Source organism: Nocardia sp. NBC_00881, assembly GCF_045207455.1.
GTDB lineage: Bacteria > Actinomycetota > Actinomycetes > Mycobacteriales > Mycobacteriaceae > Nocardia.
Genome location: NZ_CP108798.1, coordinates 1,198,874 through 1,219,434 on the forward strand (window position 1 = coordinate 1,198,874; position 20,561 = coordinate 1,219,434).

The 20,561-nt window shown below is 65.3% G+C and carries 19 protein-coding genes and 2 pseudogenes; 16 read left to right on the forward strand and 5 right to left on the reverse strand.

Annotation, left to right across the window (positions count from 1 at the left end; genetic code table 11):
* Positions 1-720 precede the first annotated feature (720 nt).
* From OH799_RS04885 to OH799_RS04905, 5 genes and pseudogenes are all read left to right on the forward strand, one after another.
* The gene (locus OH799_RS04885) at positions 721-1,299 is read left to right on the forward strand and encodes a TetR/AcrR family transcriptional regulator (protein WP_406276201.1); all 579 of its coding nucleotides are present in this window, start codon (positions 721-723) and stop codon (positions 1,297-1,299) included.
* Positions 1,296-2,516 carry an NADH:flavin oxidoreductase gene (locus tag OH799_RS04890; protein WP_406276203.1) on the forward strand — a complete coding sequence of 407 codons (1,221 nt, stop codon included), beginning with the start codon at positions 1,296-1,298 and terminating at the stop codon, positions 2,514-2,516. The genes OH799_RS04885 and OH799_RS04890 overlap by 4 nt, the downstream gene beginning before the upstream one ends.
* 215 nt (positions 2,517-2,731) lie before the next feature.
* The gene (locus tag OH799_RS04895; protein ID WP_406276204.1) at positions 2,732-3,889 is read left to right on the forward strand and encodes a glycosyltransferase family 2 protein; all 1,158 of its coding nucleotides are present in this window, start codon (positions 2,732-2,734) and stop codon (positions 3,887-3,889) included.
* The gene (locus OH799_RS04900) at positions 3,886-4,695 is read left to right on the forward strand and encodes a sulfotransferase family protein (RefSeq protein WP_406276206.1); all 810 of its coding nucleotides are present in this window, start codon (positions 3,886-3,888) and stop codon (positions 4,693-4,695) included. The genes OH799_RS04895 and OH799_RS04900 overlap by 4 nt, the downstream gene beginning before the upstream one ends.
* Positions 4,696-4,980: 285 nt before the next feature.
* Positions 4,981-5,268, forward strand: a pseudogene (locus tag OH799_RS04905) (DUF4158 domain-containing protein); the annotation flags it as partial.
* Between the two features lie 473 nt (positions 5,269-5,741).
* Here the strand turns inward: OH799_RS04905 and OH799_RS04910 are convergent.
* Entirely contained in the window at positions 5,742-6,596 is an 855-nt protein-coding gene (locus tag OH799_RS04910) for a helix-turn-helix domain-containing protein (protein WP_406276208.1), read from the reverse strand.
* 90 nt (positions 6,597-6,686) lie between these two features.
* On the opposite strand from OH799_RS04910, the gene OH799_RS04915 reads away from it, so the two are divergent.
* Positions 6,687-7,097, forward strand: a complete 411-nt coding sequence (locus OH799_RS04915) for a carboxymuconolactone decarboxylase family protein (RefSeq protein WP_406276210.1) — start codon at positions 6,687-6,689, stop codon at positions 7,095-7,097.
* Positions 7,094-7,564 carry a nuclear transport factor 2 family protein gene (locus OH799_RS04920; protein ID WP_406276212.1) on the forward strand — a complete coding sequence of 157 codons (471 nt, stop codon included), beginning with the start codon at positions 7,094-7,096 and terminating at the stop codon, positions 7,562-7,564. The genes OH799_RS04915 and OH799_RS04920 overlap by 4 nt, the downstream gene beginning before the upstream one ends.
* Before the next feature lie 39 nt (positions 7,565-7,603).
* Here OH799_RS04920 and OH799_RS04925 read toward each other — a convergent pair whose 3' ends face one another.
* Positions 7,604-8,173 carry a TetR family transcriptional regulator gene (locus OH799_RS04925; protein WP_406276214.1) on the reverse strand — a complete coding sequence of 190 codons (570 nt, stop codon included), beginning with the start codon at positions 8,171-8,173 and terminating at the stop codon, positions 7,604-7,606.
* 91 nt (positions 8,174-8,264) lie between these two features.
* Between OH799_RS04925 and OH799_RS04930 the strand changes: the two genes are divergently transcribed.
* The 7 genes and pseudogenes from OH799_RS04930 to OH799_RS04960 all read left to right on the forward strand — a co-directional run bounded on the left by OH799_RS04930 (position 8,265) and on the right by OH799_RS04960 (position 13,731).
* Positions 8,265-9,410 carry an FAD-dependent oxidoreductase gene (locus OH799_RS04930; RefSeq protein WP_406276216.1) on the forward strand — a complete coding sequence of 382 codons (1,146 nt, stop codon included), beginning with the start codon at positions 8,265-8,267 and terminating at the stop codon, positions 9,408-9,410.
* A 40-nt stretch (positions 9,411-9,450) separates the two neighbouring features.
* Positions 9,451-10,191: a hypothetical protein gene (locus OH799_RS04935; RefSeq protein ID WP_406276218.1), complete on the forward strand. Its 741-nt coding sequence runs from the start codon at positions 9,451-9,453 to the stop codon at positions 10,189-10,191.
* 105 nt (positions 10,192-10,296) lie between these two features.
* Positions 10,297-11,115: an SDR family NAD(P)-dependent oxidoreductase gene (locus OH799_RS04940; RefSeq protein ID WP_406276220.1), complete on the forward strand. Its 819-nt coding sequence runs from the start codon at positions 10,297-10,299 to the stop codon at positions 11,113-11,115.
* A gap of 28 nt (positions 11,116-11,143) precedes the next feature.
* Positions 11,144-11,824, forward strand: coding sequence for a carboxymuconolactone decarboxylase family protein (locus OH799_RS04945; RefSeq protein ID WP_406276222.1), 681 nt, complete (start codon positions 11,144-11,146; stop codon positions 11,822-11,824).
* A gap of 173 nt (positions 11,825-11,997) precedes the next feature.
* Positions 11,998-12,147, forward strand: a pseudogene (locus tag OH799_RS04950) (alcohol dehydrogenase catalytic domain-containing protein); the annotation flags it as partial.
* A gap of 154 nt (positions 12,148-12,301) precedes the next feature.
* The gene (locus OH799_RS04955) at positions 12,302-12,838 is read left to right on the forward strand and encodes a zinc-binding dehydrogenase (protein ID WP_406281808.1); all 537 of its coding nucleotides are present in this window, start codon (positions 12,302-12,304) and stop codon (positions 12,836-12,838) included.
* Positions 12,835-13,731 (forward strand): LLM class flavin-dependent oxidoreductase, encoded by an 897-nt coding sequence (locus tag OH799_RS04960; RefSeq protein WP_406276224.1) that lies wholly within the window; start codon positions 12,835-12,837, stop codon positions 13,729-13,731. Before OH799_RS04955 ends, OH799_RS04960 begins: the two co-directional genes overlap by 4 nt.
* A gap of 379 nt (positions 13,732-14,110) precedes the next feature.
* Here OH799_RS04960 and OH799_RS04965 read toward each other — a convergent pair whose 3' ends face one another.
* Positions 14,111-15,241 carry an FAD-dependent monooxygenase gene (locus OH799_RS04965; RefSeq protein WP_406276226.1) on the reverse strand — a complete coding sequence of 377 codons (1,131 nt, stop codon included), beginning with the start codon at positions 15,239-15,241 and terminating at the stop codon, positions 14,111-14,113.
* Positions 15,242-15,495: 254 nt separating this feature from the next.
* Positions 15,496-17,496, reverse strand: coding sequence for a polyprenyl synthetase family protein (locus tag OH799_RS04970; RefSeq protein WP_406276228.1), 2,001 nt, complete (start codon positions 17,494-17,496; stop codon positions 15,496-15,498).
* A 464-nt stretch (positions 17,497-17,960) separates the two neighbouring features.
* Between OH799_RS04970 and OH799_RS04975 the strand changes: the two genes are divergently transcribed.
* Positions 17,961-18,374 (forward strand): transposase, encoded by a 414-nt coding sequence (locus OH799_RS04975; RefSeq protein ID WP_406276230.1) that lies wholly within the window; start codon positions 17,961-17,963, stop codon positions 18,372-18,374.
* On the opposite strand, the gene OH799_RS04980 is transcribed toward OH799_RS04975, so the two are convergent.
* A complete protein-coding gene (locus tag OH799_RS04980) occupies positions 18,266-18,535 on the reverse strand; it encodes a hypothetical protein (RefSeq protein ID WP_406282946.1) in 270 nt (89 codons plus the stop codon). The two genes, OH799_RS04975 and OH799_RS04980, sit on opposite strands and share 109 nt — an antisense overlap.
* 68 nt (positions 18,536-18,603) lie before the next feature.
* Between OH799_RS04980 and eccCb the strand changes: the two genes are divergently transcribed.
* On the forward strand, positions 18,604-20,067 hold the full coding sequence (gene eccCb, locus OH799_RS04985) for a type VII secretion protein EccCb (RefSeq protein ID WP_406276232.1): 1,464 nt from the start codon (positions 18,604-18,606) through the stop codon (positions 20,065-20,067).
* The last annotated feature ends 494 nt before the right edge of the window (positions 20,068-20,561 follow it).

Here is a 20,561-nt window from a genome sequence, read left to right on the forward strand (position 1 = left end):
GACAGGTCGACCTTTGGTCGAACGACCACCTACGCGGAAAGAGCGTCAGCCCTCTTTGGTATAAATGAATCTGCCGGTGGGCAACTGGGCGGAAGACTCGGTCATGCTGTCTCCAGGGGTGATGAACAGGTCACACACATACCGGACGAGCACGTGCCAGGACAGTGTCGACCGGTGACGCACACCGCGCCACACCATTCCGCAGTTCGTGCCTCGCAACAGAATTCGCCAGCACAAAAACGTAACTGCACGGCTGGTTGTGCGGATGGCCATGGTCGTCGCGCGGCACGCGTGGGTTGCTTGTGGCCTTCCGCGGGCCGGACGGGCTGGCAGGGTCGGAGATCACCTGCACCGGCTCACTGAAACCAGCGCGTTTGTCCTGGATCCCGCCCTTGAACGCGGCAGAGGCGGACATAGGGGGTCGAACCTGTTTTGGGAGGAGCCCGGTGCCGCATTCGGAATTGATGATCAGCGCCGGCGGAATCCGGCGACATCGGAACCGTCGAAACACGCCCGTGGCAAGAGAGCGTGGCAGTGCCGGCCGACGTTGTGGACCGATGCGTGGGGGAGCGTCCTGAACCTGCGCAGACCACTGATGCTGTACCGCAATTCTTCGCTCAGCGGCGGTTGCTTGCTGTGTGGCCGAGGGTCAGTCCAGCACTCGGGTCTATAATTCAATCAACGATTGAAACTGTGATTTAATCATGCTTGACTATCCGTATGACCGAGAAGGTGTCGGCGGCTACGCGCGAACGTCTGCTTGCCGCCGCCGAACGACTGTTGTCGACCGAGCGCTACGACGGCGTGTCGGTGCGCGGGATCTGCGCCGAGGCGGGCGCGAACCCCGCTGCGGTGCATTACCACTTCGGGTCGAAGGAGGCGCTGGTGGCAGCCTTGCTGGAGGATCGGCTGGGTCCGTTGTGGGCAGCCCGGCTGGCCGCTGTGACCGCCCGGCACGGCTCGGTTTCGGCGGTTGTCGAGGCCGTGATCGAGCCGTTTGTCCAGCTGTCCGGTGATCCGATGGGCCGATTGCATCTGCGCTTGCTGGCTCGGTATGTGCTCGGGCGGCACACCACGTCCTGGCACCAACCGTGGTTCCGGATGGACTCCTGGGTCGGTCTGCTGCCCGAACTGAGCGAACAGGAGAGCCGCCGCCGCTGGATGCTCGCATTCGATCTGATCATCATGCGGTTCGGCAGGGCAGGAACAGATGAACGCGACATGTCGCCGCAAGCGGTGAGCACCCTCCGCGACTTTGTCGTGGCGGGACTGACTGTACCGGTGGGGGGAAGCAAATGAACGAGGTTTTCGCACCGGCCGCACTCGGGCCGATCACGTTGCGCAACAGGGTGATCAAGGCCGCGACGTTCGAGGGCCGCACACCGGACGCGTTGGTCACCGATGAGCTGGTCGAGTTTCATCGGGAGACGGCCGCAGGCGGCGTGGGCATGACGACGGTCGCGTACTGCGCCGTCGCCCCGGGCGGTCGCACCGACCGCCACCAGATCTGGATGCGGCCGGAAGCGGTACCCGGACTTCGGCGATTGACCGATGTCGTGCACGCCGAGGGCGCCGCGGCGAGTGCGCAGATCGGGCACGCCGGCCCGGTGGCCAACGCGGCGTCCAACCGCGCTCCCGCCATGGCGCCGAGCCGGATGTTCAGCCCGCTCGGCATGCGCCCGACGAAGGTTCCCGATGTGGCTGAGATCCGCGAGATCGTCACAGCTCATGCCCACGCCGCACGGCTGGCGATCGAAGCCGGTTTCGACGCAGTGGAAATCCACTTCGGGCACAACTACCTGGTGAGTTCATTCCTCAGCCCACGGTTGAACCGGCGCAAGGACCAGTACGGTGGCTCGATAGCCAATCGCGCCAGGCTGGCGCGCGAAATCGCGTGCGCTGTAAGAGAAGCTGTCGGGGACCGGCTCGCGGTCACGGCGAAGCTGAATATGGAGGACGGTGTTCCGGGTGGCCTGGCCGTTCCAGAGTCGCTGCAGGTCGCCGCGTTCCTGGAGACCGACGGCGCGCTCGACGCCCTCGAGTTGACCGCGGGCAGTTCACTGCTCAACCCGATGCTGTTGTTCCACGGTGACGCACCCCGGCGTGAGTTCGCGAAAGTTCTTCCGGTTCCGACGCGTTGGGGCTTCCGGCTCGTCGGCCGCGCCTTTTTGAAGGAGTATCCGTATCGGGAGGCGTACTTGCTGGAGCGGGCGCGCCATTTTCGTCGCGAGTTGTCGATGCCGCTGGTCCTATTGGGCGGCATCACCGAACTCGACACGATGCGTCTGGCTATGGCGGAGGGATTCGACTTCGTAGCCATGGGCCGGGCCTTGCTGCGAGAGCCGAACCTATTGCTCCGCATTCAGTCCGATGCGACGACGCGGTCGGCGTGCGTTCATTGCAACGAGTGCATGCCCACGATCTACACCCGCACCCGCTGTGTGTTCCGGCTCGATCAGCGACCCGATTCGATCGGGGCAGGCTCCGCGGACGATGGAAAGGAAGTGTGGGCATGAGTGGCGCGTGGCAGGCATTTCGCTGGTCCGCGGCGGTGCCCGTGGGATCGGGGCGGCCTATGCGGGTGCCCTGGTAATGCCCAGATCGTCGTCGGCGATCTAATCGACGACCAGGGCGCCGCGCTGGCTGCCGAACCAGGCCCCGCTGCCCTGACAAGTCCGGAAGTCCTTCGAACTTGTGTTCCGCCGCAGTCAGGTCGTGTCACCATTGCGGTGTGCTTGAACAAGCAACCGTCGGTGTGATCATTCCGGCTTGCAACATGGCTGACTGTCTCGACCGCGCGCTGTGTTCGCTCGCGATGCAAACTCAGCCCGCTGAAGAGGTGGTCGTCGTTGACGATGGTTCGCAGGATGCGACCTATGCGGTTGCGCACCGCTGGCGGGGCGTGCTCCCGATCAAAGTTATTCGTCACGAACACAGGTGTGGGATCGGAGCCGCTCGCGCGACGGGGATCGCCGCGCTGAACACCGAGCTGGTGGCACAGTTGGATGCGGATGATTTCGTGACACCTGGTCACTTGGCCACGCTACGGCGGACATACCTGGAACGACCGGGGTTGATCAGTCCACGGCCGCTCCATTGGTACGGCGGCCTGAAATTGTCTGTCGATCGGACGCACGACGCGCGCCCCCTGCCGGGAGTCGGGCATCTCGACCAGCTTCTGATGCGCAACTACGTCCTGGTCGGTGCGCTCTATAGTCGTCGGCTGTACGAAGACGTCGGCGGATATCGCGATCGAAACATCACCTATGCGGAAGACTGGGATCTGTGGCTGCGGATGGTGAACGCAGGCGCACAGGTAGCCAAACCCGTGGAGCACACCTACGTATACCGGACCGGGTTCCCCAGCTACAGCAATGGTCTGGACTGGGATGTGGCCGATATCGAGGTCCTCGACCGGTTTTTGGCCGAAATCGAGTCGCTCGGCGGCGCTGTGCGCGACGACACGGCGCGGTATCTGAGAGTCGCAAAGTTCGCCTTGCTGGGGCGGATGGGAAAGGGGTATCTGACTCGCGCCGCATCGGTGACACTAGACTTTGCTGTCGCCGCAATGGCAGAGGCGTGCCTCGGTAATGCTGGATCGTTGACCGCTGCAGCTCACGATCCTGATCTCGGATTGCTCCTTCTGACGCGGAATCCGGATAACACCGAGAATCTCCTGCTGCTGTCTTCCGACCAGCCCGGAGTGCTGATTCTGGCCAGAGTGCAGGATGATCGAATGAAGGTTGTCGAAGTATTGGATAAATCTCTCCAGGTTTCATACCCGGTGTTGCAACCCGTGGCAGCCGACGAGAAGTTCGATGCTGTCTCGCGAAGTATAGCCACCGGTCGACCGTGGGAAAACTTGTTTGACGACCGGACCGTCTCATGAAAAGCCCGATTCGAGGCGCTGCTGTCGATCCCGTGCGGTCTCGGCGGGATGCTCACAGCGCCGCCACTCCCGCGGGCCGATTCGTGCAGAGTCCGACGTTCGTCCTATCTCTGATGAGGTCTGGGTCGACCCTGTTGAGGTGCATCCTCGATTCACATTCGAAAATATATTCTCCGCATGAGTTGCACCTCGGCTCTATAGAGGTAGAAGCTGTCGACGGCGCACAGCTTTCGATCGGCCGGCTCGACATGACACAACATGATCTGAAATTCATACTCTGGGACCAACTCGTGTATCGACAACTGGTTGGGAGTGGGAAGAAATTCATAGTAGAAAAAACTCCAGCAAATACATTGATACACGAGCAAATACTTTCATGCTGGCCCGATGCTCGATTCATCATTCTCTACAGGAACCCGATCGACATCTGTCGCTCGTTCGTAAATTCTGGAATATTTACCGAAGCAGAAGAGGCATGCGAATCGATATTGCAATGGTCGGAAAGGCTGGAAGCGGCGGCGTTGCATCCTGATTCGATCGAAGTCCGGTATGAGAAGCTGATCGAGACTCCTGATATCGTATTCAGAGACTTGTGTCGCTTTATCGGCGTCGATTATGAGCCGACGATGCTGGACTACGGCAATTACGATCACGGGGCCTACGAGCCCGGCCTGGGGGACTGGCGAGACAAGATTCGAAGCGGGTGCATCCAGGTGCTGAGCACTGACTCAGCGGCCTGCGAATTACCGGGTTCCATAGTCGAGCTCGGCGAGCGTTGGGGATATGGCGAGAATGGTGAACGGTGAATCCTTATAACTGACCAGGAATCCGGTGGACGTGCCACCACAGCGCGGGCACACCGCCCGCTTCCACTCGCCGGAGTCGGTGCCAGGCAAGCCGCTGGACCACTCGACCACGACCAGAGCGCATAACCTTTGGCGTCGGGGTACCGGTAGCAACCGCCGAAATACAACGAATATGGCATAGCCGCTGCGGCCCGCAGGTGAATCGCGGTTTCAACCTGCGGTGACGGCCGGTTGCTGGTTGGCTTGGCTCCCAACGCTATTGGTTGGTGTGCCGGAGGTTGGTTCGTGGCGACGCGGGTGTTCGCGGATGAGGAGTTGGCCCGTCTGCGGAAGTTCCCGGAGATCAGCCGCGAGGAGCTGTTCCGCTTCTTCACCCTGTCCCCTGCCGATGCCGCGTTCATCGATCCCGGGCGCGGGCGCGGTCCGGCCGAGCGCCTCGGCATGGCCATCGCGTTGTGCACGCTGCCGTGGTTGGGGTTCGTGCCCGGCCGGGTCAACAGCGCGCCGACGGTGGCGGTGGCGCGGTTGGCCGAGCAGTTGAAAGTCGATGCGGGCCAGATCCGTTCGCACGGGACTCCGAGCGCGAGGAGTTGGTCGGTCTGGATCTCGATGTCTTGTGTGTCAGTGGAGCAGCGGCAGTATCCGACGCGGAACGGCTCACCCATGTCGAAAAGTGTTCCAGATAGCCGGGGGTTCACCGGGACGGTTCACGGAACACCTCTACGGAACACCCGTGACCTGGGACCGGGTCTGCGCCGCCTGGTGTTTCGTTGGCCGATCGGCTTACGGAACACCAAGCCCCGGACGACTGCTGAAGACGCTGCAGTCCGCACCATAACCGACGCGTTCCTCGCCTTTGACGAAGCCTGCGGCGGCATTGGACGCACTGCGATCGCACTATCTCCTCGCCACCGATAGCGTCACCCTGCTGCGGTCACGATTCGCCGTCCAGGATGCGCCGCGCCGGGCCGGCATCCTTTACCCGCAACCACATTCGCCGATCCGGCACCACCGAATCCCACCCACAACCGAATCCGCCAGGCAACTCACCCCCGGTCACGGCTTACGAGAGTTCCCGGACGCTCACTCAGAGGTCCAGCCGGGGCTTCGCCGTCCACGGTTGCCATATTTGACGCTGTCGATGGAGATTCGACCGGGGTTAGGGTGACCAGGCGTTGGCGGAGATCGCCTGGCAATTCGAGATTTTCGTAATTCACCGCCAGCACGCCTTGCTCGGGGTGATGGAAGCTCTTGCTGCCGTGGTTGCGTAGAGCCACGTCGCCGGTCTGCCACAGGTCGGCGAATTCAGGGCTCGAGATGGTGAGATCCTCGATCAATGTGGAGGCCTCCGGATCGGCCGGGTAGCGGCCCACGACGAGCCGCAGCTGTGCGACCGTGGCGGCGGCAACCTCGTCCCATTCGAGATAGAACGTGCGGGCGGCCGGATTGAGAAACAGGGTACGAGCCAGGTTTTCGTGCTCGCCCAGCGGATCGAACAGCTTGCGTGCCAACGCGTTTTCCGCCAGGACGGTGAAGGTGTCGGTGATGATCAGCGCGGGAACACCGACCATCAAGTCGAGCATCCGGCGCAGCTCGGGTCGCGTGCTGACCCGGGCGGACGGAACATTACGGCGGGCCGGGCGGGCGAGGGCCCGCAGGTGCCCGCGCTCGACCGCATCGAGGCGCAGCGCGTCGGCAATGGCATCGAGCACCTCGTCGGAGGGGGATGTCGACCTCCCCTGCTCGAGTCGCTGGTAGTACTCGGCGCTGATGCCGGAGAGCTGAGCCAGTTCCTCGCGCCGCAGACCCGGGACCCGCCGGCGCCGACCGGCGGGCAGTCCGACGTCGGTCGGATCGATGCGGGCACGACGGGTGGCCAGGAAACTGCCCAGTTCGGTCATGGCCCCAAGTCTACGAATCAGCCTCGTACTGGCTGTACCTGGACAAGGCGGGCCTGGTTGACCGCGGCCGGGGCCAACAGACTCGATGACGTGAACGAGCGATACGAGCGGGGTCTGGCCCGCCAGCAAGAGCTGGGCGGTGCCACGGCCCTGCGGCACCGGGTCTATGACGCGCTGTCCGACATCGCCCCCGATCTGCACCGGTACGCGGTCGAGTTCGCCTATGCCGACATCCACGCCCGTCCGGGTCTCGACAGCGGTTCGCGGGAATTGGTCATCCTCGGCGTGCTGATAGGGCTCGGAAGTGTCGACCCGCAGCTGGAGGCGCACATCACAACTGCACTCAACGTCGGCCTCGCACCGGCATCGGTCGTGGAAGCAGTCATCCAAGCCCTGCCGTACGCCGGGTTTCCCCGCGTCCTGAATGCCATGACAATCGCCCGGAACGTCTTCGCCGAACGAAACCTGTTGCCACTGTCTACGAATAAGGACTCTCAATGACCACAGCACAGCAGCGCGCCGACGCCATCGAAGCCGCAACCCGGATGTTCTGGTACATCGACACTCGGGACTGGGACGCGTTTCCCAGCGTCTTCGCCGACCGGGTCGTCCTGGACTACACCGCAATCTGGGGCGGTGAGCCCGTCACTGCCACGCCCGACCAGATTCGCAGCGACTGGTCGCAACTGCTGGGTGCGTTCGATGCAACCCAACACTTACTTGGCAACCATCTCGTCCGGGTCGACGGTGACCGCGCCGAGCTCACCGCGGTGTTCCAGGCCATCCACCTGCTGGCGAACCGGTTCGGTTCGCCGCGTTGGACACTGGGAGGTACCTATCGAATCGGGCTGGCCAACATCGACGATTGTTGGCTCATCGACAATGTCGCCATGACTCCCACCTGGGCTGACGGCAACAAGGAAATCCTTACGCTCGCCGCTGCGGGCTCGGCCTTCGCCGAAACCTGACGGCCCAGCCGTGCCTGCCTGTCATGATCCACCGCAACCTCAGTGACCGGCAACATCCGGTAGTGCCGCTGATCGTGTGTTGGTGGGCAACGGGTTCGTTCGCCGACGGCATGCTCGGTTTTCGTCGTCTGGCGGGCAACCGGTTGCCCGCCAGTGCGGCCGGCGCCGCCGAGAGCGCTGGCGGGCGGTCAGCTCATGGTGGCCAGGGCGATGTCCTGGCGGGCGTCTTACCGATGGTGTGGTCTCGCGTCGACCGGGTTCCTCGACCGGCTGGCCGGCGCGGCGGTGAGCTAGGCCACACCCCGTCACGTCGGCAGATGCTGTCTCGTCCCTTGATCGAAGACACCCAGAGTCAGGGAGAAAGTCATGCGATTCATTGCCGATGCGCTCGCGTTCGATCATGGCCAGATTCGGCAGCTCCAGATCGAACTCGACCGACGCCGCGAACAGCCGCTCCTTGGTGCCGTAGTAGCGCATCACCATGGCCGGATCGATGGCCGCGTCGGCGGCGATCGAGCGGATGGTGGCGCGGTCGTAGCCGTCGGCGGCGAAGCGCTCGCGGGCCGAGGACAGGATGACAGCTTTGGTTTCCGTCGAGGACCTTCTCATGCCAACAAGTGTAGGCCAACAACCGTTGACATCAGGGGCGCGCATCTCTACTGTTAATGCCAACAAGCGTTGACATGCAGGAGTGAGAGCAATGACGAAGGAAATCGCAGACGTGGTGATCGTCGGGGCCGGGCCGGCAGGCCTGACCGCAGGCATCGCATTGACCCAGCTCGGCCACGAGGTCGTGATCGTCGACAGTCAAGCCGAGGGCGCGAACACCTCCCGCGCCGCAGTCGTGCACCCGCGCACGCTCGAACTGCTCGAGCCCTACGGTGTGACGGCGGCACTGGTCGGCCGGGGCGTGCACACGCCGACGTTCACCATCCGCGACCGCGACCGGCTGCTGATGGCGGTCCCGTTCGACGAGCTGCCCACCGCCTATCCCTACACGTTGATGATCTCGCAGGCCGACACCGAGAAGTTCCTGCTGGACCGACTGACCGAGCTGGGCGGTAAGGTCAACCGCCCGGCCACGGTGACCGGCGTCGACCAAGACAGCGATCTGGTCACCGCCACGCTCGCCGACGGCGACCGCATCCGCGCCCGCTACCTCCTCGGAGCCGACGGCATGCACAGCCTGGTGCGTGAACATGCCGGCATCGGATTCACCGGCGGGACCTACGCCGAATCGTTCATCCTGGCCGACGTCCGCGTTTCCGGTGGCGTGCCGGCCGAGGAAGTGATCCTTTACTTCTCCCCGGCCGGGCTGGTCGTCGTCGCACCGCTACCTGACGGCATGTATCGCATCGTCGCGACCGTCGACGAGGCCCCACACGAGCCGGATGCCGCGTTCGTGCAGCGGCTGCTCGACGAGCGCGGTCCGCAAGCCCGCCCGGCCGTCGTGGAGGAGGTGGTGTGGGGTTCGCGCTTCCGCGTCCATCACCGCATCGCCGACACGTTCCGGCGCGGCCGGATCCTGCTGGCCGGAGATGCGGGCCACGTCCACTCCCCGGCCGGTGGCCAGGGCATGAACCTCGGTATCGAGGACGCCGTCACCGCTGCGGAAACCCTGTCCAGGGTGCTCGCGGGCGAACCCGAGCGCCTGCTCGATGAGCACGCCGCGACCCGGCGTCGCACCGCCGAAACGGTCGTCGCGACCGCCAGCCAGCTCACCGAACTGGCCACCGCGTCGGCCCGGATAAGGCCGGTCCGCAACACCGCCATGCGTCTGGCCGGTGCCGCGCCCGCCGTCCGCCGCCGACTCGCGTGGCGGCTGTCCGGGCTCGACCGACGCTGACAATTTCATTGAAAACCAGCTCGAGACAAGGGAATTCACCGTGAAGATCATCAACGACGAGCGCGCGGTCATGGTCCGCCTCACCTCCCCGACCGATAACGGCTTCTTAATGCTGGGCGCGGAAATCGGCCGCTGGGCGGGCCCGCTGCCCCTGCCCGCGCCGACCCGGCGTCGCGTGCTCGCCCGGATCGGTCCGCTGTGCCGGCAACTGGCTCGCCGCGACGATGTCGTCGAGGCGACGGCGTTCCACGCGGCGCTGCGCCCGCCCGGGGAAGGCGCCCGGCTGCTGCGCCGAGCCGGTGTGCGCCCCGCCCGCTACGACGTTGTCGTCCTCATTCGCACCACGACCGTCGACGACCTCGCTGCACTACGCGTCGACCCGACCTACCGCGATCTTGTCGCGTTGCTGGAGAGCAGCGCCCGGCATGTCCACCTCACCTCCGCCAGCAGTCCTGCCCGGATCGCCGACGTCGATCACAGCGCCGACCACTGGTTCCTGTTCAACTACTTCCACTGCCGAGATTGGCAGACCGTCTTCGATGTCTGGCACTACACCGCGGGCTGGTTCCAGCGGAAAACCGCCCTGCCCGACTCGGTTCCGATGCAGCCGCTGCCCGGAGAACCCGACGACTACACCCTTATCAACCACGCCAGCTGGCCGACGCTGCGCACCTTCCTGCCCAGCCTGCTGTTCCGACCCACCTTCCGCACTTTCGTGCTGGCCAACTTCGCCGCCAACGACATCGCCGCCCAACCCACCATCTACCGGCGACTCCACTGAACCGCGGAACCCGGCGGCCGAGACCGAGACGGCCGCTCGCACAAACACAGCAGGCCGCGACAGGCATGCCAACAGTTGCTACCACTCTGAGAAAAGGACAGAACGATGTCGAAGACTGTGCTGGTCACCGGCGCATCCACCGGAATCGGGCGGGCTACCGCCCTGCTGCTGGCCAGCAAGGGAATCACCGTCTATGCCGGAGTCCGCAAACAAGCTGACGGGGAGGCGCTGGGCCCGGCGGTCACCCCGATCACTCTCGATGTCACCGACCCAGGGCAGATCGCTGCCGCCGCCGAACAGATCGGCCACTTGGACGCTCTGGTGAACAACGCCGGCGTCGGTGTGACCGGACCGGTGGAATGCGTGCCGTTGGACGCACTGCGCTGGCAGTACGAAGTCAACGTGTTCGGCCAGGTCGCGGTCACCCAGGCCATGCTGCCGCTGTTGCGGGCGTCGCGGGGCCGGGTGGTCACCGTCGGCTCGGTCGGCAGCTGGATCACCCTGCCCTTCGGCGGGCCGCTGTGCTCGTCCAAGCACGCCATCCGATCACTCACCGACGCCTTGCGCATGGAAGTCAAGCCGTGGGGCATCGAGGTCGTGCTCATCGAGCCCGGCTCCACCCACACCGACGCCGTCGACAAGCTCGAAAACGAAGTCGAGCCGCGCCTGGCCTCGCTGGGAACGCAAGGCAGAACCCTCTACGGCGACGCCTACCGCACCATGATCACCCACAGCCTCGACAACGAGCGCACCGGCTCGAGCCCCGACGTGATCGCCCGCGCGGTCCTGCACGCCCTCACCGCCCGCCGCCCCCGCGTCCGCTACCCCGTCGGGAAAGGCTCGCGGCTGATGAGCACGCTCGGACGCTGGCTACCCCAACGATCCCTCGACATCCTGCGTCGGCGTGCGCTCGGCCTGTCCTGAACACCCCCTGATTTCGGAGGAAACCGCCATGTCGCGACCGCTCGCCGGTGCAGACGCCCTCGTCCAGCTCGATCCCGTTTTCGCGCAGATGGCCATGAGCGCGGGCCACAACCTGTGGAGCCTGCCCGACCTGACTCCGCGTGAGAAGACCTTCGTCTGCCTGACCGCCGACCTGTGCCATCCGCACCTGGGAACGCCGCTGGCCATGCACATCGAGATGGCATCGACTCACGATGTCGACGCCGAGTCAATCCGGGAACTCTTCCGGCACCTGGCCCCTTACGTTGGCTACCCCATCGTGGTCACCGCGTTCCAGCGCCTGACCGAACTCGGCCTGCCCGCCGTCCGCGACGACCAACCACCGACACCCGCCCCGCTCGACGACACGCTGAACGACATCGTGCGCGAGCTTCGAACAATCGCCCCCGGGCTGGCCGCGTTCACCGAAGCGCAGCTCACCCAACGCTGGACCCGCCCGCATCTGTCGGTGCGTGAACGAGCGCTTGCATGCCTGGTCGTCGACATCTTCTACCAGACACTCGGCCCCTCCCTGCAGCTGCACAGCCGAATCGCCCGAGCAGCTGGAGCCACCGACCAGACCCTCGACAACCTCCTGCGAGCCACAGCCGAATTCGGACTCCCCCGCACGTGGGCGGCCGCCCACGCACTCGCAGCATCCAGCTCACCCACCGAACCCAGCCACCCATGATGGGGGAATTGGGTAGTTGATTTCCCCTTCGAGGAGATGATGTGTACGCGATACGACAGTACGAGTTCGGTTCGCCGGAGCGGTTGGTGTACGAATCGGTTCCCGACCCGAAGCCGGGTGCGGGGCAAGTGCTTGTGGAGGTCCACGCAGCCGGGGTCCACCTGATCGATACGGTGCTGCGCGCCGGAGTCGCCGGCGGTCCGTTCCCGCTACCGCGGTTGCCGATGACGCCAGGGCGGGAGGTGGCCGGTGTGGTGGCCGGACTCGGCGATGCGGTCGACGCGCGGTGGCTGGGTAGGCGGGTGGTGGCCCACCTCGGGGCGGGCGCCGGCGGCGGTTACGCGGAGCTAGCGGTGGTCGGTGCCGATGCTCTGCATGAACTATCCGCCGACGTCGAGTATGCGGCCTCGGTCGCCATGGTCGGCACGGGGCGGATGGCGATGGGGATTCTGCATCACGTCGCGCGATGTGGTGCTGGTGAACGCGGCGGCCGGTGGGATCGGCACTCTGCTGGTGCAGGCCGCGCTCCGGACCGGGGCAGCGGTTGTCGGCGCGGCAGGCGGGGATATCAAAGTCGAACGGGTGCGGCAGTTGGGCGCGACCGTAGCGGTCGACTACACTGCGGCGGACTGGTCGGATTCTGTACGCGACGTGCTTGGTGATCGCACGGTGACGGTGGTTTTCGATGGTGTCGGCGGTGCGGTGGGCCCAGCGGCGTTCGAGTTGCTCGGGCCTGCTGGGCGGGTGGTGCTGTTCGGATGGTCGTCCGGAGAACTGACCAGGTTCACCTCGGCGGAACTGTTCGAGCGGCAGTTGACGGCTGTGGTGGCCCTTGGCGCGAGTATCGCCGGGATCTCGGGTGGTCTGCGGTGTCTCGAACAGCAGGCGCTCACCGAACTCGCTGCCGGTCGGCTGGTGCCGACCGTGCAGGCATTCCCGTTGAAGGACGCCGCTGCGGCTCACACCACGCTGGAAAATCGCGCTGCCATCGGCAAGGTGGTGCTAGTTCCGTGAAGATCGGTGTCATCCTGCCCTCGGTGGCAACGCAACTGTCCCAGAACCTCGACCTCGCGGCTGCGGCTCGGCACGCCGAACAGGTCGGTCTAGCCGGGGTATGGCACGGGGATCACCTCTCCATCGGTGTGCCGGCCCTGGATTGCACGATTGCACTCGCTGTCGCCGCCGCCGCGACTGAGCGGGTCCACATCGGCACGAGCGTCTACGTTCCAGCGCTTCGACCACGGGCCTGGGCAGCCAAGCAGATCGCCACCCTGCAGCACGTCAGCGGTGGTCGGCTGCTGCTTGGCGTCGGATCCGGTGGCGGACCGGCACAGTGGGCGGCGGCAGGGATCCCGTACGGGGAGCGTGGTACTCGCACCGACATCGCGCTGCGTGTGTTGCCTGCCTTGCTGGCCGGTAAGCGGGTGACTCTCCCCGATATGCCCGAGCAATCCGATATCGAACTGATCCCGCCCGCCTCGGTTCCGCCGGTCTGGGTCGGAAACCATTCCACTCCTGCCCGGCGACGCGCCGCGCAGCTGGGTGGCGGCTGGTTTCCGTCATTGATCCCACCGGCCCAGGTAGCAGCCGGACTTTCGGAAATCATCGAACTCGCCGCCCAGCACCAGCGACCGACGCCCACGGTCGCCATCGGTGCGACTGGAGTTCTCGGTGCCAGTTCAGACCTGCCTACCCGCGCCGAGATCGCCGCTGGAATCACCCGTGTCTATGGGAGATCATTCGAGGAAACCTTGCCCATTCCGATCACCGGTTCCCCCCAACAGGCCGCCGAACGAATCGCCGCCTACCACGACGCCGGCGCCCACCACCTCGTCATGGGTATCGCTGGAGGAAACTGGCGGAGGCAATGCGAGCTACTGGCACAAGCCCGCGCTTTACTTACCTGACCTGGGCACAAGGCGGCGCATACCCGGCCGATGCCCGATCCACGAAACCGGGAAAACAGGCTGCGAAGCCGGAAGTGCGGGATTTCGTGTTCAGAACAGGGTGTCGCGGACACGTAGGGGCGCGCATGCGTTCACCCCGCACGCGCGGGCGTACGCGACCAAGGCTGGAATCCTTCTCCTGGCAGCAAAAGCACTCGCAGCATGGGAATCACAGACAGGGCCGGCGCCCTGGGAATGATTACCCGGACCTGGCACGCCGAGCGGGCCGGGGCGCGGCTCATATCTGCCCAAAATTTGGCGAGTTCTACGGGGACCCGGAGATGTGTCATGGGGAAACGGTTGTTGGTGACCGGCTCTCGGTCTTGGCAGGACCGGCAGGTCATCCGGGATGAACTGGCCGAGGTTTGGTCGCAATCGTTGGTGGCCGCCAGCGGGTGATCAGCAGCTTCGTGCCCAGTTTGCCGGCCCGGATGGCCAGTCGGTTCGGCACCAGGACGGCCGTGGCGTCCCTGGCGGTGTCCACGAACCTGGACGTGGGTTCGGTGACCAGGGTCGCGCGGCCCGACAGCCAGCTGATGAGGGCGACCCGGCGTCGCCGGGCCTTGGAATAGGCGGCCAGATCAGGTGCATAGGCGGCGAGGGTGACGGCGTCCTCGATCGTCATCCCGGCACCTTGCCCGAGCGTGGGATGCATCCCGTGCGCGGCGTCGCCGATGAGCGCCACCCGACCACGTGCCAGCGACTTGGGGACGCGGATCTCGAGTAGCTCGTTCCTGAGAACCCGCTGCGGGTCCGCTGCCGCCACCATGGCCGGCACGGGTTCTGGCCAGTCCTTGAAATGGTCGAGACCGTCGATACCGGAGTGAGTGCCCGCGAAGGCGTAGATCCGGTTGCCCGCCATCGGCAGGATGCCGAACTCGGCCCGATACCCCAACACCAGGCCCACCCACTCCGGCGGCGGAGCATCGACAATCCATCGCCAGCCGGTGATCCCCGTGTGCCGGACCGCGCCCGCCTCCGGCCAGACTTGGCAGCGGGTGAGACTGTGGATTCCGTCGGCCGCGACCACGAGGTCGAATTGGGTAGTGCCCTCGGCGGTTTCGATGTCTCCGGACGCGTTGACGCGGATAACCCTGGAACCGGGACGCAGGCACTCCGACGGGAGCGCGTCGAGCAGGACAGCGATGAGATCGGCGCGATGGACTACCACGAGATCGTCGCCGCCGATTACGTCATTCACCCGGCCGCACACCAGTTCGCGCCCGCGCCGGCTGCGGAGCCCGCCGATATGGTCCGCCATGGCGGCAGCCCGGATGGGTTCGCCCACCCCGATCAGATCGAGGGCGGCTAGCACGTTCGAGGTCAGCATGACCCCGGCTTCGACCTCGGTGAACTCGGCGGCTCGCTCGTAGACTGTCACCTCCCAGCCAGCCGCTCGCAACGCGATCGCCGCGGTGAGCCCGCCGATTCCGCCGCCGACTATCCCTGCGCGCCTGCAATTTCCAACCAATTTCCCCACCTACGACGATGACATGACCGTGGATGCCAGCACCCACCATATTCGACGCTAGCTCGAAAGTCGGGGGTCGAGGAGCGCCGGTCGTGGGTCGCGGGCCGTCCTGGTCCGACGGAGCCGTCAGCCGAGGTGACTCGGGGAAACTATCTGCTGTACAACGCAATGATCGCATCTGAAGCGGCACAAACTGCCAGGTGGATGGCGCGCCGCTATCGCCGGATTTCGGGCGGATGTTCCCCGACCCCGGCTTACGGCGTGGTCGGAGCCGGCTCGGCGGCCGGGTAGTAGATCTCGCGGCGCAAGCGTTCCAAGTCCGGCACTGCGGAAGCGGACGGTTGCGTGTACCGATCGCTCTCACGCCCCCAAAGCCCCACACTCGCCATGTTCACGTACAACTCCGCGTACTCCTGCCTCCGGCCCGACAGGCCGGGAAGCACGCGGAAGAGCGCGGGGACGTAGCGGATCACTGCCTCGAGCTGGGCGCGCTGCTCAGCCACCTGGCGCTGAACTTGCTCGACGGCTTCGCGGCGGGTGCACCCGGTCTCGTGACGGACCGCCCGCACCAGGTTGTAGGGGACGTGGTCCGCCTCGTCCTGATCCAACCCCACCAGGTCGTTCTCCACGAAGGTCACCCAGAAGCCGAGTTCCTCGAGACGGCGGATCACGGGGTGGCTGCGTAGCGTCGACGGCAGCTCCCGGTCCTGGTATACCTCCACGCAGGCGAGGGCGGTATCGATCCCACTGGTCGACATCCGCAGCGGCAGGTAGTCGGCCGTGGACGGGATGTAGCCGTTGATGCGATGATGCGCTTCGCGTTCGGCCGCTTCGCACCAATCTTCGAGAATGTCGAGGAACCGCTTCTGCCAGCGGGCGCTCCGGCCCTCACGCAGGCGCGGCCACAAACTCGCCCACGCTGTCGGGATCGCGCCGTGCATCTCCGGGTCCTGGCGCAGCATTGCCACCAGCCCACGCCTCAGCGCAGTCACGGCTTCCGGGTCCCTCAGCTGCGGATCCTCGAACAGGTCGTCGCACACAAGGGTAAACACAGCCATGCCGTAGGCGGTCTGTTCACGGGCCGCGTCCGCTGCTGGGGCCAAGATTTGTGCCGGGGTCCGGATCGCTCCTGTCCACCGGTGGTAGTCGGCCTCGGCAGGGGTGAGGGCAAGGCCGGTGTCTACCAGCCAGCTCCTCAACCATTGCGCGACCCCCGGCGGGAACCCATCACGGTGAGCCACGGGGGCCTGCGTCGACTGCCGGGGAACCGCGAGAACAGGAGTTCGCCGGTCGAGTATGGACTGGACGTAGGCAGTCAGCGCGTGGCGGGCACTCGGGTCAACGGCCACGGCGGTGAGCTGACCGGCAGCCTGGTCGATGAATTCCTCGGCCCTCGCTCGTGCTTCGTCCACGGCGCCGGAGGCAATGACGAGCTCACGGGCACGGGCGGCTTGCTCACCCGTCATTGCTCTGCGCAGCAGGCGGGCAAGGCTTTGGTCGCGGGCAGCCGCGCGGATCACCGGCAGTGTGTAGATGCCCTCGGGCAGATCCGCGTTGACCGGCTTTCCCATTTCCTCGGCGGTCGAGGTCAAATCGAGGATGTCGTCATACAGCTGGTAAGCCAACCCGAACTGTCGACCGAACAGCGCCAACGCCTCTTCCTGCTCCTCGGAACAGCCGGCCTGCATCGCGCCCACCCGGCATGCCAACGACAGCACCGCCGCCGTTTTGCCGTCGATCGTGTCCAGGTAGGACTGCTCGCTACGGGAGGCCACATACTGGTCGGCGGCCTCGATCACCATGCCCGCGCACATCTGCTCGCCCGCGATCGTCGCCGCGAGAACTTCGCGCTGGCCGAGCTCAGCCAGCATGCGCATGCCCGAGAACGTCACGGAGTCACCACCCAATACGGCCATATGCGAACCCCACACCGCGTTGGCGCTGGCACGGCCTCGACGCTCGTACGCGTGATCGACGACGTCGTCGTGATACAGCGAGCCCACATGCATCAGCTCCACAGCAGCAGCGCCGCGTACCACCCGGTCGTCGGCCGGGACCTCAGGATCGGTGAGCAGGTAGTACGACAGCAAGGTCAAGGTGGGACGGACCAGGCGGCGAGAGGTGTCGGACCCTTCGTCTGTGAGTGCGGTCAGCTCTGGCCTGCCCCGCAACTGCACGGGTCCGAGCACGTCACGGACGCGGTCGAGGTCGGCATCCAGATGCGGGAAGACAGCGGAATCGATTTCACCTGGCATGCGCTCGCTCCTGATTGGGTACATCGGTGATCTATACACCGTCGATCAGTGAAATTTGATATCACCCCGCTCGCGAACAATGTTGGTATCGGCCAATTTTGACGTCATCGTCACAGCGGTAAGGATCGCGCCGACCCTCGCGAACAAGGCCGATCACCGTAGGGGCTGGTGGAGAACTCGAGGGGACCAGTGGCCGGGTCATGTCCGTCGCCGACCAGGGGTTCCGGACTGGTGAGGTCTCGTATTCGACTGTCGACTTATCTATTCGCAGCGGTTCGTGGTCGGGGTTCGTTACCTCGTAACGTCCCGTAGGTGACCGGGCGGGGTGACTCGTCAACTGTCTGTCGCCGGTGTGGCTGACTTGCTCGCGATATGTCCACCGTCTGGTCTCCGTTCACGGTCTGACTCGACAGAGGTATGACGACATCACGCTGCGAAGGGTTCTGGAAGTCGACCTGTTGGCCGTGGATCACCCCCACCCGACGAGGCGAGGAAACCGCACCTTACTGGGCTGGGCACGGCAATGGCCCGAACGCACCTGGGCCGTGGAAAACGCCGTAGGTCTCGGTCACCACCTGGCGCAGTGGTTGGTCGCCGCCGGCGAGGCAGTGGTGGACGTAGCACCTGCCGCGACGGCGCGAGTGCGGCAGCTCTCCCGCGGCGGTCGTCGCAAGAACGACCGTATCGATGCCGCAGCGGCAGCCAGCGTCGCGCGATGCACGGTGATGCCCGCCCGGTCCACGTGGAAACGCACGCTGACTCCCTCGCCTTACTCGATGAGCGACGGAAAGCTCTGTCCGAGAACAGAACTCAATCGGTCAACCAATTGCACGCGCTGCTGCGCGAGCTGCTGCCGGGCGGGGTCCCCACGGACCTGACCGCCACCAAGGCCACAACCGTTCTGCGTGGTCTGCGCCCGATCAGTAGCACCGACCGAGTCCGGAAGTCGTTGGCCAAGGACCTGATCGCCGATATCAAACGCTACGACACTCAGCTGACCGAGAACGCCGCAGCGATGAGTGACCTCCTCGATCAGCACGGCACCACACTGCGCGAAATTCCCGGCGTCGGACCGCGGGCAAGTCGACCGCGCTGCGCACCATCATCATGTCCGCAGCCGCCACGCACACCCCGGAACAGGTGCAGTTCTATTGCATCGACTTGGGCGGCGGCTCGCTTGCCGCGTTCAACGGGTTGCCGCACGTCGGCTGTACGGCGGGCCGGTTGGAAGGAGATCGGGTGCGCCGCACCATCGCCGAGCTGACCACGTTGATGCGGCAGCGCGAGGAGCGGTTTCTTGCGCTGGGTATCGAGAACATGGCCGACTTCCGCAGGCGCAAAGCCGGTCTGCGGCAGATGGATGCGGACGAACGTGCTGCGGATCCACTGTCGGCAGACCTGTTCGGCGATGTCTTCCTGGTGATCGATGGGTGGGCCGCATTCCGCGAGGAATTCGAACCATTGGAGGGGTTCGTCAATACTATTGCTGCACAGCGGCTTTCGTACGGACTCCATCTGATACTCAGCGCGTCCCGCTGGGTGGAGATACGTCCGGTGGTCAAGGACCAGATCGGAACCCGGCTGGAGCTGCAGCTCGGCGATCCGTCGGACTCGGAGATGGACCGGCGGGTCGCCGTGCACGTTCCTGTCGGACGCTCGGGCCGCGGGTTGACACCGGACCGACTGCACATACTGATCGCTTTGCCGCGCTTGGATTCCCAGCTAGAGCCCGAGACGTTGGCCGACGGCGTGGCCGCGGCCAAGGAACAGTTGTCCGTGCTTCATGGCGACTGCCGCGCCCCTGCTGTGCGGATGCTGCCCGCGCAGGTCGACCGGGCCCGAGTAATCGCGGGGGCGGAGGCGGGCGGCGCGGATCTGGGAGCGACCCGGGTCGCGATCGGGTTGGGTGAGTCCGGGCTGCAGCCGATCGTGCTGGATTTCGACGCCCAGCCGCATCTGCTGATCTTCGGCGACATCGAGGCGGGCAAGACGACCGTGTTGCGCAACATCGTCGAAGGCGCCGTCGAGCGGACTACGCCGGAGCAGGCACGGGTGATTCTCATCGACTACCGGCGTACCATGCTCGGCGTCGTCGAGGGAGACCACCTCGCCGGGTACTCGACGTCGTCGCAAACGTCGGCTCCCATGCTGAAAGAAGTCGCCGAATACCTGGAGGATCGGATTCCGGGACCCGACGTCACCCCGCATCAGTTGCGGGAGCGTAGCTGGTGGTCCGGGCCGGAGATCTACGTCGTTGTCGACGACTGCGACATGGTGTCCTCGCAAAACCCGCTGACGGCCCTGCTGGAACTCCTTCCGCAGGCCCGCGACGTCGGGCTGCACGTGATCATCGCCCGCCGCGCGGGCGGCGCGAGTCGCGCCCTGTACGACTCAGTGCTCGGCCCGCTGAAGGACATGTCGGTGGACGCGTTCCTGATGAGCGCGCCGAAGGACGAGGGCGTGGTCCTCGGCGGCATCCGGTCCTCGAAGTTGCCCCCCGGTCGCGGCCATCTCGTCACGCGCAGTCGCGACACCGAAATGGTCCAGATCAGCTATCTGCCGCCGCTGTGACCTCATCCGCCCCTGTTATCTCGGCCGACATCGTCGCGGAGTGATCATTGCGAAAAAATCCTGGAGCAGGGGCCAACGCTGTCCGGGTGTTGCCCTGGGCCGCTGCGTCGAGCAACAGCCACGGCGCTTGTCGTATCGAGATGCTCCATCTGATACTGGCCACTGGCGGAGGTTGTGGGCAGCCGTGATGGTGTGGATTCGGATTCTCCTGAGCGCCAGGGCATCGGCCTGTTGACGTCGGCGATCCTGGGCACATCGGGCAGCCGGCTGGGAGTCAGCGTGTGGGCCAATTGCTCAACGGTGGCGAGGACGGCAGTCAGTTCGGGCGGCTGACGGCGCCGCGAGTCCGCCGTGGCACGGCGGAAGTAATGCCGGTGCGGTCGGTGCGCGAATCGCGATGTTTGCCGGTGTCTACGGGATGGGGCCCGAGCTGTCACCTGTTGTCGATGCCAGGCGGCGGCGCTCGCGTGCACTCCCGACGTATCTACTCAGCA